At 32.8% G+C, this 14,436-nt stretch carries 15 protein-coding genes; 8 read left to right on the forward strand and 7 right to left on the reverse strand.

Annotated elements, in window-relative coordinates:
* Nucleotides 1-2 precede the first annotated feature (2 nt).
* The gene (locus ABXT66_RS06685; protein ID WP_443642712.1) at nt 3-1,667 is read left to right on the forward strand and encodes a thiamine pyrophosphate-dependent enzyme; all 1,665 of its coding nucleotides are present in this window, start codon (nt 3-5) and stop codon (nt 1,665-1,667) included.
* Between the two features lie 3 nt (nt 1,668-1,670).
* Here ABXT66_RS06685 and ABXT66_RS06690 read toward each other — a convergent pair whose 3' ends face one another.
* Nucleotides 1,671-2,852 (reverse strand): alpha-hydroxy acid oxidase, encoded by a 1,182-nt coding sequence (locus ABXT66_RS06690; protein ID WP_443642713.1) that lies wholly within the window; start codon nt 2,850-2,852, stop codon nt 1,671-1,673.
* A gap of 112 nt (nt 2,853-2,964) precedes the next feature.
* Between ABXT66_RS06690 and ABXT66_RS06695 the strand changes: the two genes are divergently transcribed.
* The gene (locus ABXT66_RS06695) at nt 2,965-3,669 is read left to right on the forward strand and encodes an RraA family protein (RefSeq protein ID WP_443642714.1); all 705 of its coding nucleotides are present in this window, start codon (nt 2,965-2,967) and stop codon (nt 3,667-3,669) included.
* A gap of 5 nt (nt 3,670-3,674) precedes the next feature.
* On the opposite strand, the gene ABXT66_RS06700 is transcribed toward ABXT66_RS06695, so the two are convergent.
* Nucleotides 3,675-4,331 carry a 3-oxoacid CoA-transferase subunit B gene (locus tag ABXT66_RS06700; RefSeq protein WP_443642715.1) on the reverse strand — a complete coding sequence of 219 codons (657 nt, stop codon included), beginning with the start codon at nt 4,329-4,331 and terminating at the stop codon, nt 3,675-3,677.
* Entirely contained in the window at nt 4,328-5,041 is a 714-nt protein-coding gene (locus ABXT66_RS06705; RefSeq protein ID WP_443642716.1) for a 3-oxoacid CoA-transferase subunit A, read from the reverse strand. The genes ABXT66_RS06700 and ABXT66_RS06705 overlap by 4 nt, the downstream gene beginning before the upstream one ends.
* Nucleotides 5,042-5,130: 89 nt before the next feature.
* On the opposite strand from ABXT66_RS06705, the gene ABXT66_RS06710 reads away from it, so the two are divergent.
* Together ABXT66_RS06710 and ABXT66_RS06715 are read left to right on the forward strand one after the other, a co-directional pair.
* Nucleotides 5,131-6,327, forward strand: a complete 1,197-nt coding sequence (locus ABXT66_RS06710) for an acyl-CoA dehydrogenase family protein (protein ID WP_443642717.1) — start codon at nt 5,131-5,133, stop codon at nt 6,325-6,327.
* Nucleotides 6,328-6,335: 8 nt separating this feature from the next.
* Nucleotides 6,336-7,460, forward strand: coding sequence for an acyl-CoA dehydrogenase family protein (locus ABXT66_RS06715; RefSeq protein ID WP_443642718.1), 1,125 nt, complete (start codon nt 6,336-6,338; stop codon nt 7,458-7,460).
* Here ABXT66_RS06715 and ABXT66_RS06720 read toward each other — a convergent pair.
* From ABXT66_RS06720 to ABXT66_RS06730, 3 genes are read right to left on the reverse strand one after another with little or no spacing between them, the layout of a single operon-like run.
* Nucleotides 7,450-8,709, reverse strand: coding sequence for an acyl-CoA thioesterase (locus tag ABXT66_RS06720; RefSeq protein WP_443642719.1), 1,260 nt, complete (start codon nt 8,707-8,709; stop codon nt 7,450-7,452). The genes ABXT66_RS06715 and ABXT66_RS06720 overlap by 11 nt on opposite strands.
* A 25-nt stretch (nt 8,710-8,734) precedes the next feature.
* Complete coding sequence (locus tag ABXT66_RS06725; protein ID WP_443642720.1) at nt 8,735-9,937, reverse strand: acyl-CoA dehydrogenase family protein; 1,203 nt, start codon at nt 9,935-9,937, stop codon at nt 8,735-8,737.
* Between the two features lie 24 nt (nt 9,938-9,961).
* Nucleotides 9,962-11,026, reverse strand: coding sequence for a phosphotransferase family protein (locus tag ABXT66_RS06730; RefSeq protein ID WP_443642721.1), 1,065 nt, complete (start codon nt 11,024-11,026; stop codon nt 9,962-9,964).
* Nucleotides 11,027-11,152: 126 nt separating this feature from the next.
* Between ABXT66_RS06730 and ABXT66_RS06735 the strand changes: the two genes are divergently transcribed.
* Nucleotides 11,153-11,935 carry an SDR family oxidoreductase gene (locus tag ABXT66_RS06735; protein ID WP_443642722.1) on the forward strand — a complete coding sequence of 261 codons (783 nt, stop codon included), beginning with the start codon at nt 11,153-11,155 and terminating at the stop codon, nt 11,933-11,935.
* A gap of 1 nt (nt 11,936) precedes the next feature.
* Here ABXT66_RS06735 and ABXT66_RS06740 read toward each other — a convergent pair whose 3' ends face one another.
* Nucleotides 11,937-12,836 (reverse strand): LysR substrate-binding domain-containing protein, encoded by a 900-nt coding sequence (locus tag ABXT66_RS06740; protein ID WP_443642723.1) that lies wholly within the window; start codon nt 12,834-12,836, stop codon nt 11,937-11,939.
* Nucleotides 12,837-12,939: 103 nt separating this feature from the next.
* On the opposite strand from ABXT66_RS06740, the gene ABXT66_RS06745 reads away from it, so the two are divergent.
* The 3 genes from ABXT66_RS06745 (at nt 12,940) to ABXT66_RS06755 (ending at nt 14,392) form a co-directional block, all read left to right on the forward strand.
* Nucleotides 12,940-13,071, forward strand: coding sequence for a hypothetical protein (locus tag ABXT66_RS06745; RefSeq protein WP_443642724.1), 132 nt, complete (start codon nt 12,940-12,942; stop codon nt 13,069-13,071).
* A gap of 94 nt (nt 13,072-13,165) precedes the next feature.
* Nucleotides 13,166-13,570, forward strand: coding sequence for a DoxX family protein (locus ABXT66_RS06750; RefSeq protein ID WP_443642725.1), 405 nt, complete (start codon nt 13,166-13,168; stop codon nt 13,568-13,570).
* A gap of 117 nt (nt 13,571-13,687) precedes the next feature.
* Nucleotides 13,688-14,392 carry a pirin family protein gene (locus ABXT66_RS06755; protein ID WP_443642726.1) on the forward strand — a complete coding sequence of 235 codons (705 nt, stop codon included), beginning with the start codon at nt 13,688-13,690 and terminating at the stop codon, nt 14,390-14,392.
* Nucleotides 14,393-14,436: the final 44 nt, after the last annotated feature.

The raw sequence follows: 14,436 nt of genomic DNA on the forward strand, positions 1-14,436 counted from the left end.
AAATGAAAGAAGCCGGATCTTTACTAGTAGAGTTATTAGAAAATCAAAAAGTAGATAGAGTCTTCTGTGTGCCAGGTGAAAGTTATTTGTCAGTGATGAATGGTCTTCAAGAAACCTCAATAGAAACTATTTTATGCAAACATGAGGGTGCAGCCTCTATAATGGCCGAAGCAGATGGAAAGCTTACTGGTAGACCAGGCATTGCTTTCGTAACAAGAGGACCTGGAGCTACGAATGCCGCTGCAGGTATTCATATTGCACAACAAGACAGTACTCCTATGATACTTTTTGTAGGACAAATTGGTAAAGAAATGTATGGTCGTGATGCGTTTCAAGAGGTAGATTATCAACAATTTTTTGGAGGTATGGCAAAATTAGTTGTTGAAGTTCAACAAGCTGAGAGATTACCTGAAATTGTATCACGCGCTTATCACACAGCTATGTCAGGTAGACCTGGGCCTGTAATAATAGCCTTGCCTGAGAATATGCTTACAGAAAAAACTGATGAAAAAGCAACAAGTTTCATTGATCAAGTTTCTTCGGCTCCTTCAACTAAAGATTTAGCACAGTTTATTGAAGAAATTAAAGCTGCGGAAAACCCTGTTCTTGTTCTGGGTGGATCTATATGGTCTGAAGAAGCAGAAAAAGATCTAGCTTCTATTTCTGAAATGCTTGGATTATCAATTTTAACATCTCACAGAAGACAAAGTCTTTTTAATAATTTACATAAAAACTATGGTGGAGATCTAGGGTTAGGGGTAAATCCGAAATTAATTAATCGCATAAATGAAAGTGACTATATTGTATTGCTGGGAGCCCGATTAAGTGAAAACCCTTCACAAGGATTTTCTCTGTTTGGTATTCCAGAACATGATAAAAAAATAGTTCACATTCACCCAGGTCCCGAAGAAATTGGAAGAATATATAACCCTCATCTCGGGATTGTATCTAACCCAATAGATTTTGTAAGTGCTTTAAATAATGCCCTAAAAGGGCTAAACACTAAACCATCACCTATAAAAGAAGAAAAAGCAAATCAAGCTCATGAAGATTATATTGATTGGGGTGATATGCCACTTGAGGCTCCAAATTCAGGTGTTGATCTCACATCGGCATTTAGAACATTAAGAAAAGACATAGAACCTAATACTATAATTACAAATGGTGCAGGTAATTATGCTGTTTGGGGGCATAGATTATTTAGGTTTACTAAGCTTAGAACTCAACTTGCGCCTATTTCAGGTTCGATGGGATACGGACTCCCTGCTGCCATAGCTGCTAAATTACGTTTTCCTGATCAAATGGTAATTGCCCTTGCAGGTGATGGTTGTTTTCAAATGACTGAAAATGAGTTTGCAACAGCAGTTCAATATAATGCTGCAGTTATTGTTTTGGTTATTGACAATGAGATGTATGGAACTATTAGGATGCATCAACATAAAAACTATAAAGGAAAATATAAACATACTGGCTTAGTTAATCCTAATTTTGCCGATTTAGCTAAATCCATGGGTGGTCAAGGATATTCGGTAGACAACACTGAAGACTTTTATGATATTTTTGTTGAAGCTACTAAATGGGCTAAGAAAAACAACCTACCTGCTTTACTTCATATAAAAACAGGTTCAGAAATGGTTCTACCTGGTAAACGCTTTAGTGCACTTTAACATTCAATTTAAATTATTTAATTTAAAATTGTTACCTAAAACAACTTTTTGATTTTTTAGTTCCTTAACGTTTTCAGCACATACTTGTTCCATAATATTTGATAGTTCATCTTTTAAAATATCGTGAACATGATTAGCTCCTTTAGCACCTAATGCAGCTAATCCAATAATAAAAGGTCTGCCAGTCATAACAAAATCTGCACCAAGCATTAATCCTTTACAAATATCTTGTCCTGAATAAAAACCTAAATCAATAATAATTGGAAACTTAGATCCAACTTTTTTCCTTATTTCAGGTAAAATTTGCAATGTACTTGGCGCTATGTCTAGTTGACGACCACCATGATTTGAAAGATATATAGCATCAACAAATTTAGTTGTTTTAATTGCATCTTCAATATCCATTAATCCTTTTAAAATAATTGGACCTTTCCAAATATCACGAACTTCTTTTAAATAATCCCAATCTAAATAACGTTGCATTTGACTTCCAGCAAATCCAGCTTTGGATTTAGCATTACCATGCCAACTACCATCACTATATTGATCCATGGTGCCAAAAGCAGGAATACCATTTATTAAGGTTCCTATTGACCAAGATGGACAAATTGCTGCTTGAAAAAAAGTTCTCAAGTTATTTTTAGGAGGTACAGAAACGCCTGCCATTCTTAGTCTTTCCCTCCTACTAGAAGCTGGTATATCAGCAGTAATTATAAGATTTTTAAAACCAGAGTCTTTAGCTCTTTTTAGTAAGTCATTCCTAATTGCTTTATCAGCTGGTGGATAAAGTTGAAACCACCCATTTCCATCTAAATGCTTTCCAACTTCTTCAACAGAAGTGCAAGACACAGTGGATAAAGAAAAAGGTATATTATTTTTTACAGACATTTTGGAAAGTGCTATTTCAGCACCAGGCCACATTAAACTTGTCATCCCAACTGGTGCCATTCCAAAAGGTGCATCATATTCATAACCAAACAATTTTGTTTTTAAATTAGGATTTACGGTACCTTTAAGGTATTGAGGGACTAAGAAAACTTCATTAAATGCTTTTCTGTTATTCTCTAACGCTTCATCATACCCAGTCCCTGCAAATAAATACTCCGCAGCAAAATGTGGCATTCTTCTTTTTGCAACACCAACCATATCACTAACTCTTGGGTATTTATCAACCAGACTAGACAAAACTTTCTCCATAAATATAATAATGTTATATGTTTAACATGTTATTTTTTAAAATAATAATATTTAAAATAATAGTAATAAAATTAATTATACAACCTAGAAAGATTAATTAATGATTGAAAATCCTCCATTGATACAGATTAAAAAATCTACAAGTAGAAATAGACCTTCTCAAAAACAAATTGATTCTTTCAAAGATATCCCCACTAGCTTTATTTGTGATGCTTTAAGTGGTTACGCAGCCTTAGATCCAGCGATTAAACCATTATCGATACCTGGTAAGACTGTAAATCATATAGTAGGTCCAGCGCTTACTGTTTTTTCTGGAGCGGCAGATGTGCTTGGTATGGCAATAGCTTTAAGTGAAATTCAAGAAGGAGATATAGTTGTAAATTGTGTAAATGGATTTCAGGGGACAGCAGCAGTTGGTGACCGTATTGCAGGAATGATTAGAAATAACGGTGGCAAAGGACTTGTAACAGATGGTCCAATGAGAGATTTAAATGGAATTATTGAAACTGGCTTGGACTGTTTCTGCACAGGTTTAAACCCAAACTCGCCATATAATAGTGGCCCTGCAAAAATTGGCTACTCTATTGACATTGGAGGGAAAACTGTTAACAGCGGTGATATAGTTGTAGCTGATACAGACGGAGTAGCTGTAGTTCCTTTTGATGAAATTGATGAAGTTATAAATAAATTACAAAGAATAGTTGAAGTTGAAAATGCTATGGATAAAGAAGTATCTGAAGGTCTTAAAATTTCTCAAAAAGCTCTAGATTTTATTAATAGTGACCAGGTGATTTACACTGATTAATTTATCTACTGATAAACTTTTCCATCAGTGATATTTTGTAAAAACTCCATTGAAATATTCTGGTTAATATCAATAACTTTAAAGCCTTCTTTTGTTATATCTATTACGGCGTAATCAGAATAAACTCTTGATACTACACCTGCACCTGTGAGAGGTAATGTACAGGTTTGAACCAATTTAGGCTTACCTTCTTTTGTAATATGTTGTGTCATAACAAAAACATTTTTTGCACCTGCAACCAAATCCATAGCGCCACCCACAGCTGGAATCCCTTTACCTGTAGACCAATTGGCAAGGTCTCCATTTATAGAAACTTCCATAGCACCAAGGACGCAATAATCTATATGACCTCCTCTTATCATAGAAAAACTGTCTGCATGATGGCAAAAACTTCCACCAGGCAAAATCGTAACTGGTTTTTTGCCTGCATTAATTAAATCTAAATCAATTTCGTTTTCATTTGGTGTAGGCCCCATTCCCAACAAACCATTTTCAGAGTGATAAATAATTTCACGATCTTCTTTAATATGCTGTGAAACAAGTTCGGGCATTCCTATGCCAAGGTTAACATAAGAAGCATGTGGTAAATCATTAGCAATTTTTGACGCAATAGAATTCCTATCCCATCCTTTAATAACATTTTTCAAGTCTGGATTTATCATGGATATATAATACCTCCCTCAATTGCATTTGACTCAATAATTGGATTTTCAACTTGGATGATTTTTTGTACGAAAATGCCTGGGGTAATTACATGCTCAGGATTGGTTTCATCTGGTTCTATAATTTTTTTGGTCTGAATTAAAGATTGCTTAGCTGCCATGCACATTATTGGATTAAAATTTCTAGCCGTTTTATTAAACGTCAAGTTTCCATATCTGTCAGCCACATCAGCTTTTATAAAAGCAAAGTCAGCGGAAAGAGCTTCTTCTAAAATGTATTTTTTGTTGTTAAAAACTTTTTCTTCTTTTCCTTTCGCTAACGGAGTTCCTACTGCGGTTGCTGTATAAAAAGCAGGTATGCCTGATCCTGCTGCTCTAATTCTTTCAGCTAAAGTTCCTTGAGGTACAACCTCTAATTCTATTTCACCGTTATTGTATAATTCAGGAAAAGTTATAGCTTTAGCTGACTTTGCAAATGAACAAATAACTTTTTTTACTTGCCTTTGACCTATTAATGCTCCTAGTCCTACTCTACCATTTCCAGAGTTGTTAGCAATAATTGTTAAATCTTTTGCACCATGATCAATTAAAGCGTGTATCAATTCAATTGGACTTCCAGCCTCACCAAAACCACCAAGCATAATTGTAGCACCATTAAAAACATCACATAACATTTCTGAGAAATCTGTTTTAACTTTGTTAATTAACATGTTAACCTTTGCTATTATTGATAATTTTAATTATAAGATATACTTTAAATTATATACTAAAAAAACATTAAACTGAATGGTAATAAATTATGAATTTTGAGTACTCAGAAAAAGAAGAAAATTTTCGTTTAGAAGTAAAAGAATGGCTTAATCAAACACTTCCAAAGTCATTATCCGAAAAAGTTAAAAAATATCAAAGGTTAACAAAAGAAGACTATGAAATTTTTATGAAAAATTTGAGTGCTAAGGGGTGGTTAGCGTGGCATTGGCCTGTGGAATATGGAGGTACTGGATGGAATGCGATTGAAAAACATATTTTTGAAGAAGAAATAATTAAAGCATCTGCTCCAAGAATTATTCCATTTGGAGTAAATATGCTTGGACCTGTGTTAATTGAATTTGGTTCAGAAGAACAAAAAAAATATTATCTTCCTAGAATATTAAATAATGAAGACTGGTGGGCCCAAGGTTACTCTGAACCTGGAGCTGGATCTGATCTTGCAAGTTTAAAGACTACAGCAATTGATAAAGGCGATCATTATCTTGTTAATGGACAAAAAACATGGACTACTCTTGGTCATCATGCTGATAAAATTTTCTGCTTAGTAAAAACAGATCTGGAAGCGAAACCACAGCTTGGTATTTCTTTTTTACTAATAGACATGGATACACCTGGCATAGAAGTAAAACCCATTGTTACTCTTGATGGAGAACATGAAGTTAATGAAGTTTGGTTTACAGATGTAAAGGTTCCTAAAAAAAATATAGTTGGAAAAGAAAATGAAGGCTGGACTTATGCTAAATATCTATTGACCTTTGAGAGAACGGGAATTGCAGGAGTACCATATTCAAAATCAGCATTAAATCATTTAAAAGTAATTTCAAAAAAATCTCTTAAAAATGGAAAACCTCTTATTGAGGACCCAGTTTTTTCTTCTGAAGTTGCGGAGCTTGAAATTGATCTTCTGGCAATGGAAATCTTCAATATAAGAACTGTTAGTGCTGCTGCAGAAGGTAAAGCACCAGGAATGGAGAGTTCTCTTTTAAAAATAAAAGGTACATTAGTCAGACAAAAAACAACTGAACTTCTTAGAAAAGCACTTGGACCTCAAGCTTTACCTTATTTACCAGAGCAATTTGATGAAGGATGGAATGAAATGCCAATTGGCCCAGACTATGCAGGCCCAATTGCAAAGCAATACTTTAATATGCGTAAAATATCTATATATGGAGGATCTAACGAAATCCAAAAAAATATAGTTGCTAAAGCATCGTTTGGATTATAGGGCATAATATGGATTTTTCATTATCTGAAGAAAGAAAAATGCTTCAAGAAACAGTGGCTAGGTTTTTTGAAAGCAATTACCAAAATATAAATAAGCGCAACGAAAATGTAAATTTACCAGAAGGATTTTGTAAAAATTTTTGGAAAGAAAGCGCAGAACTTGGCATTATAAGTGCCCTAGTTTTACCTAAATTTGGAGGGTTAGGTGGTGACGGTGATGACATTTCAATAATATTTGAGTTAATTGGAAAATCTTTATGCGTAGAACCATTTCTAGCGTCAGGAGTGTTGTCGAGTACTATTTTATCCTCAGTAAGTAACCCTAATTTAGATTTAATCAACCAGATTGTAGAAGGTAAGCTATTAATTGCATTTGCACATACAGAGATGAATAACCGATATGAAGATAGTTTTATAGAAAATAGTGCTTCATTAAAAGATAATAAATGGTGTCTTAATGGTACGAAATCCTTTGTTATTAATGGCGATACTGCAAACAAAGTAATTGTTTCAGCTAGGATTGATGGGGATGTAAACGACAAAGCTGGAATTGGATTATTTTTAGTAGATAACGATCAAATAAAAAACAGATCTTATAATACTGTTGATGGGTATAGAGCATCTGAACTAATTTTTGATACTACAAAAGCAGAACTTATAGCTAGAGATAATGAAGCGCTGAGCTGCATCATTAAAGCTAACTCTGCAGGCGCTCTGGCACTCTCCGCTGAAGCTTTAGGTATTATGGAAACTTGTTTCAACTTAACTTTAGATTATTTAAAAACCAGAAATCAATTTGGGAAATCAATAGGTTCTTTTCAAAGCATTCAACATAGAATGGTTGATATGATGCTTGAAATTGAACAAGTGAAATCAGCAGTGATGTTAGCTTCATCAACTTACCGATCTGATGAAAAAACTCGAGATAAAAATATTTCAGCTGCTAAAAATTTAGTTGGTAGAGTTGGTAAATTAGTTGCAGAAGAAACTATTCAATTACATGGTGGTATTGCAATGACATGGGAGTATTCAGCTTCACACTATGCAAAAAGACTTATAATGATAGACCATTTAATGGGTGATAGTGACTATCATAGAGATAGATTTAAACTTTTAAGCGCCTCTAATTTGTAAGCAGTATTCTCTCTGCTTTTTTTCTAAAATCGTGAGGAACTTCCATGGATTTTCTTTTTTCTAAATCAAAAAGAACTGCAACTATTTCTATATCCATGACTAATTCTCCAGATGTGTCGTCAATCATATGATGAATGAATTTTAGAGATTTGTTCCCAATTTTAGTAAAGTTAGTATACATTGTTACTGCCATTCCTAGAGGAGCTGTTTTATAATATCTAACAGAGTAATCCAACGCAGCTGAACCAATATTGTATTTAGACCTCCAGTTATAATCGGCTCCACAATAAGTAAAAAGATGTGTGGCTGCATCAGAAACACACCCAACCTTAAACTGACTAGACCCCATTTGTGAATAATCTAAATCCCAGGTATTGACTGCTTTTTTACATGTCATAAAAGCAGTGTTGTCAATTTTTTTAGTTGGTCTATTACCTTCTAATAGTCTTAAATTTTTAAATTCTAGTTCATTCAAATATGTAGTGTTATTTGACGTAAAAATTTTATTTATAACTTCTTTAATTTTTTCAGATATGTTTAGTGAGATTGTCATTTCAAAATATGCAGACACATTTTTATTATCTATACAAAACACTTTGTTTAATAATATTAACTTATTTTTGCTTATAGATTTTAAATTTAAAACTATTTCTAAAGAACAATTTAAATGAACTTCTTTACTAAATATACAACGTTCATTTTCTATTTCAAAACAAACCTTTTGCTTTAAATTACTAGATATTTCATTAAATAAGTTTTTAATAGCATCTGAATGTTTGCCAAAATAAAATTGTACATTCATATGTGCCATTTGATCACAATCTTCTTTTTTAACTATTCCTTTATATGCTGAATATATACCCTTTTGAGTATTAGTTGTAATAAAGGTCATATCATTTAAGTTAATTTTTTTAACTACGTATTGCTTACTAATAATTAATTGATCTTTTTCAAAATTAATATCCTTAGATAAATAAAGGCTTTTTTTAATAATTAAGTCATTATCTTCATTTTGAGACAAGTCAGAAACAACATAGATAGTATTAAAACTATCTACTTTTATTTTTGAATAATTTAATAAAGAGCCTGTATCAATATCAATATTTATTTTTTTTTCATATAAAGACGATAAAAAGGACATTGAATCTTCTAGTACTTTATCAAGAGAAGACAATTTCATATTATAATTTAAATCAAGGTCAAATTGATTAATTAGACCCCTAAAGGTTTCCAAATGTGTTTTATTCATATAATTAATATAATTAGGATTTTTCCTAATTTTTGTCCCTTAACTCTAATTTAGCAACGCTCATTCTGTGAACTTCGTCAGGACCATCAGCTAATCTTAATGCTCTTGCGTATCCATATGCATAAGATAAAGGGAAATCTGACGTGACGCCCCCTCCACCATGAACTTGAATAGCTCTATCAATAACTCTAGTCGCCATGTTTGGCGCAATAACTTTAATCATAGATATTTCTTTTCTAGCAATTTTATTACCAACCGTGTCCATCATATGAGCAGTCTTAAGAACTAAAAGACGAGCTTGTTCAATTTCAGCTCTACTTTCTGCAATGTCGTGCATGACAACTCCCTGTTGTGATATGGGCTTGCCAAAAGCTACTCTTGACTTTGCTCTGTTAACCATAAGCTCCAATGCTCTCTCAGCTTGCCCAATAAGTCTCATACAATGATGAATTCTACCCGGACCTAGTCTACCCTGAGCTATCTCAAACCCTCTTCCTTCACCTAAAAGTATATTTGAAGAAGGAACCTTAACGTTGGTAAATTGAACTTCAGCGTGACCATGTGGAGCATGGTCATAACCGAAAACTGGAAGATGCCTTAAAACCTTTACACCAGGTGTATCAAACGGAACTAATATCATAGATTGCTGTTTATATTTATCTGCCTTAGTATCAGTCTTGCCCATGAAAATCATAATTTTACATCTCGGATCCATTGCACCTGACGTCCACCATTTAGTTGCATTAATTATATAATCATCACCTTCTCTGGTAATAGAACCTTGTATGTTTGATGCATCAGAGGAAGCGACATCAGGTTCAGTCATCGCAAAAGAAGAGCGAATTTCTCCGTTTAGTAAAGGAGTTAACCACTCTTTCTTTTGTTGATCAGTTCCATACCTTACTAAAACTTCCATATTTCCTGTGTCAGGTGCAGAACAGTTAAAAACTTCTGCACCTATAGGAGAACGCCCCATAATTTCACATAAAGGAGCATATTCCGTATTTGTAAGCCCAGCTCCTAGGTCACTGTCTGGTAAAAACAAATTCCATAAACCTTCAGATTTTGCTTTAGCTTTTAACTCTTCCATTATTGGAGGTATGCACCACCTTCCTCCTTCCTCAACTTGTTTTTTATAAACATCTTCGTTGTGATATACGTGTTCATTCATAAAAATGGATAGTTTTTCTTGAAGTTTCTTAACTTTATCTGAATGTTCAAAATTCATTATTTTTCCTTTATTAAATATTCGTTAAAAATGAAAGACGTTATTTGCTCTATTTATTAAGGCTTCTACTCTATTCCCAAACGTAGAAAATCTTTTATCTTTTGTTTGTCCTTTTAAATATCTTATATAAATTTGCTGAAGTATGACTGCTAATTTAAATGCACCGAAAGCATAATACCAATTTATATTTTCTAAATCAAAACCAGTTCTATTTGAATAATAATCTATTATCTCTTTCCTAGTTGGGTATAGTATATTATCAGTTGGCATAGAGGTTATAAACTTACATTCTTCATTATCATTTTCATCAATCCAATAATTTAACATATGACCAACATCCATTAAAGGGTCTCCTCTCGTACACATATCCCAATCAAAAACGGCTACTGGGTCAAACGGATCTATATTACTCCACATAATATTGTCTAATTTAAAATCATTATGTAAAATAGTAACAACCTTAGACTGTGGTAGGTTTAACCTCAAATATGACGTTAATTTATCAAACCTAGATTTTAAATTTTCATTCTCAGTAGACTTTTTCCACCTGTCTTCCCAGCCATTTAGTTGCCTTAATGCAAACCCTTCTGGTTTTCCCAAGTCACCTAGCCCAACTTGATTTGGATTAACCTTATGCAAGTCAGCTAGAATATCAATCATTCTAAAACTTATTTTTCTAACATTCTCTTTTGAATTAGCAATATGATCATGCATTTTTTTTCTTATTACATAACCATTTCTTCTTTCAATAATATGGAACTTAGAACCTATAATACTCTCATCATCGCAGAAATATAAACTCTTAGGAGCAAGGGGAAATTTACTATTTATTTGAGACTGGACCTTATATTCTCTTAACATATCATGTGAAGATGGAGCAATCGGACCAAGAGGGGGCCTTCTCAAAACGTACTCTTTATTATCTAATTGTAATAAGTAGGTTAAATTAGCGTGGCCACCAGAAAATTGTAATATTTCGAGATTATCAAAGCTGTAATCCAATTCGTTTTTTAGGTAGGTTTTTAATTTATTGAGATCTAGCTTTTCGTCTGCTCTAACATTAATTAACTCTTGATCGATAGTATTCATAATAAGTAATTATTAACGCTCCAAAATTATTTTAAAAGAAAATTAAATATGATAATCTTTTCTACTATTTATCATGTTAAATAGAATCACAACTAATAATTTATATAATTAACATTTAGGGAAAATATGGAAAACTTATTCAATTTAAACGGTAAAATAGCACTGGTTACGGGTGGATCAAGAGGTATTGGTGCAATGATAGCTGAAGGTTTTGTTCGTAATGGAGTAAAAACATATATCTCTTCAAGAAAATCAGACCCTTGCGATAAAAAAGCAAAAGAACTCTCAAAGTATGGAGAATGTATTTCCATACCTGCAGACTTAACTGACATGAACGAAATGGATAAATTAGTTACTAAAATTAAAGATAAAGAAACCAAACTTAATATTTTAGTAAATAATGCAGGAGCAGCTTGGGGTGCTTCATTTGATGACTTTCCAGAGATCGGTTGGGATAAGGTTATGGACACTAATGTTAAGTCTGTTTTTTTTCTTACTCAAAAATTAGTTGATATATTAGAGACGTCAGCAAGCACGTCTGATCCTTCAAGAATTATAAATATTGGATCCATAGATGGCCTTGGAATTCCAAGAGCTGAGACATACTCTTATCCCGCATCCAAAGCGGCAGTTCATCAACTTACAAAAGTTTTAGCTAATAGATTAGCAAACCGAAATATAAACGTTAATGCTATTGCGCCTGGACCTTTTGAGAGTAATATGATGGCCCACACTCTTGAAGAATATGGAGAACAAATAAAATCTTCAGTTCCCAGGGGAAGAATTGGCGTTCCTGAAGATATGGCAGGTGCATCTATTTTTTTATCTTCAAAAGCGAGCTCTTATATAACAGGTTCAATAATTCCTGTTGACGGAGGATCTTTAATTGCGAGAAGGCATATGGAGTAAACTATATAGCTCCAGATCTAAGGTGGCTATTAATAGCATCTATAAATAATTTTACTTTCATTGGGAGGTATCTTCTATCTGGATAAATTGCATATACCCCCCTGTCTGGAACCATAATATGGTCAGGAAGTAGGGCTAATAACTCTCCTGTTTTAATTTTATCTTTACAAAAAACGTCTGGTATTCTGCATAAACCTATACCTTTTATAGTACTATTTAACAGTAGTTCTAAAGTATTAGTATAAATAACGGGATTTGTATTAATTGTAGTTTCTTCATTAGTTTTTTTGTTTTTAAAGGTAAGGTTGGAGTTTTTATAGTTTTTATAAACAACTGAAGGGATTTTTTTTAAATCATCAGGTTTTGAAGGCATACCATATTTTTCAATTAAGCTTGGGCTAGCACAAACATGTGCAGGAAAATCACAAATTCGCCGCGCAATCAAACCTGAATCATCTAATTTTCCTATACGAATAACAAGATCATAACCTTCTTCAATTATGTTTATTTGTTTATCGTCAAAATCAATATCAAGGATAACTTCTGGATATTTCTTTGCATAATTCGTTATAACTTCAACTAAAAACCTTTCTCCAAATGCCATAGGTGCATTAATTCTTAATTTGCCTGTAGGTTGCTCTAATCCATGTGTAATTTTTCTTATAACCGCTTTTATTTCATCTTCACTTCTGTTTAGAGTTTCAAATAATTGCTCTCCGGCGTCAGTTAACGTTACTACTCTGGTAGTCCTATTAAATAAAACTAATTGCAAACGATCTTCTAAAATTTTTATCTGCTTACTTACTGCTGCTCCAGAAATTCCTAATTTAGAGGCTGCTTTAGTAAAACTTTTATGCTTAGAGACCTCCATCATAATATCAAAACTATTTTGAAAAATCATATATTGCTATCCTCAGGTTATCAATAAAATAACTTTTAAGCATATTAACATCTTTAAATCAATAATATATCACTAATGTAAATATTAATTTATGGAGATATGTATGACAGAAGAAAACAAATGTGGTTGCGGCAGATCACCTACAGGTAAATGTATTGGATGGCACGCACTTAGTGAAGAAGATTATCTGAAAAAAAAAGAAAATTACGAAGCTAATAAAACTAAAAAAAATTAATAAAACAAAATCATTAACTTAGAATATTAAATTAAAGCGTGTGATTTTAATCATTAACTTATTTAATATTCTAAATTTAAGAAAGGTTATATTCATGTCAAAAATCAATACAATTACCTCCATTATAAACATTACTAGTGCTCCTATTGGACGTTTGTTAATTTCTTTTATGTTTTTAATGTCTGGTTTAAATAAAGTTGGTAATTACTCAAATACTTCTGGTTGGATGGAAGCCATGGGCGTTTCTGGTTCTCTTTTGCCATTAGTGATTATTTTTGAAATATTTGCTGCTGTTGCAGTTATAGTTGGTTGGAAAACTAAAATAGCAGCTTTTCTCCTAGCAGGTTTCTGCATATTGTCAGGTTTGATATTTCATTCAGACTTTAGCAATCAAATTGAGATGATAATGTTTATGAAAAATATTGCTATAGCAGGTGGTTTTTTAATTTTAGTAGTTAATGGTGCAGGTAATTATTCTCTTGATAATAGAAAGAAATGATTAAATGGTTGATGAAAGTTGTTTGTAACTCTTTGATCTTTGGAATACAGACACGCCTTGCCGCATTCTTTTCATTGTCTAACTAACAGCTGAATTTATGATTATAGGAGATAAATCATGATCACAAGTTACGCATTTGCAGATCTTGGAGGTGTCAATCATGGATGGCTTAATGCCAAGCATCATTTTAGCTTTGCTAATTATCACAATCCAGAGAAAATGTGTCATGGTGAGTTACTAGTAATAAATGACGACAGAATTCAACCACATACAGGTTTTGACACACATCCTCACAAGGATATGGAAATTATAACCTATGTCCGCAAAGGCGCTATTACTCATAAAGATAATAAAGGAAATGAAGGCAGGACAACTGCTGGAAATGTTCAAGTTATGAGCGCTGGAACTGGAATATTGCATTCTGAATTTAACTTAGAAGATGAAGAAACAAATATTTATCAAATTTGGATAAAGCCCAAAACAACTGGTATTAAACCTGATTGGGGCATGGCTGAATTTCCAAAACAAGCGGCTACAAAATCTTTACCATTACTAGTATCTGGAGATAAAAAAGCACCACTAAATATAAATCAAGATGCTAGAATTTATGCTGGCCGACTTAATGAAGGTGACCAAATAATACATAATATTATTGGCAAAGCATATATTTTAATATCTGAAGGAACAATAAATATAAGTGGAAACATAGCACAAAAAGGAGATGGTCTTGCCTTGTCAGAAGAAAAGTTTGTTAAACTAGACGCACTAAGTGATGCGGAGTTACTTATAATAGAGGTTCCTGGAAAAGAAGATGCAAGGTAAATTAAGTTATTTAATAAAAAGAAAATCGAAATAAGTTCAATATT

Source organism: Candidatus Levibacter sp. Uisw_134_01, from assembly GCF_047717795.1.
Taxonomy (GTDB): Bacteria; Pseudomonadota; Alphaproteobacteria; order Puniceispirillales; family Marisalimonadaceae; genus Marisalimonas.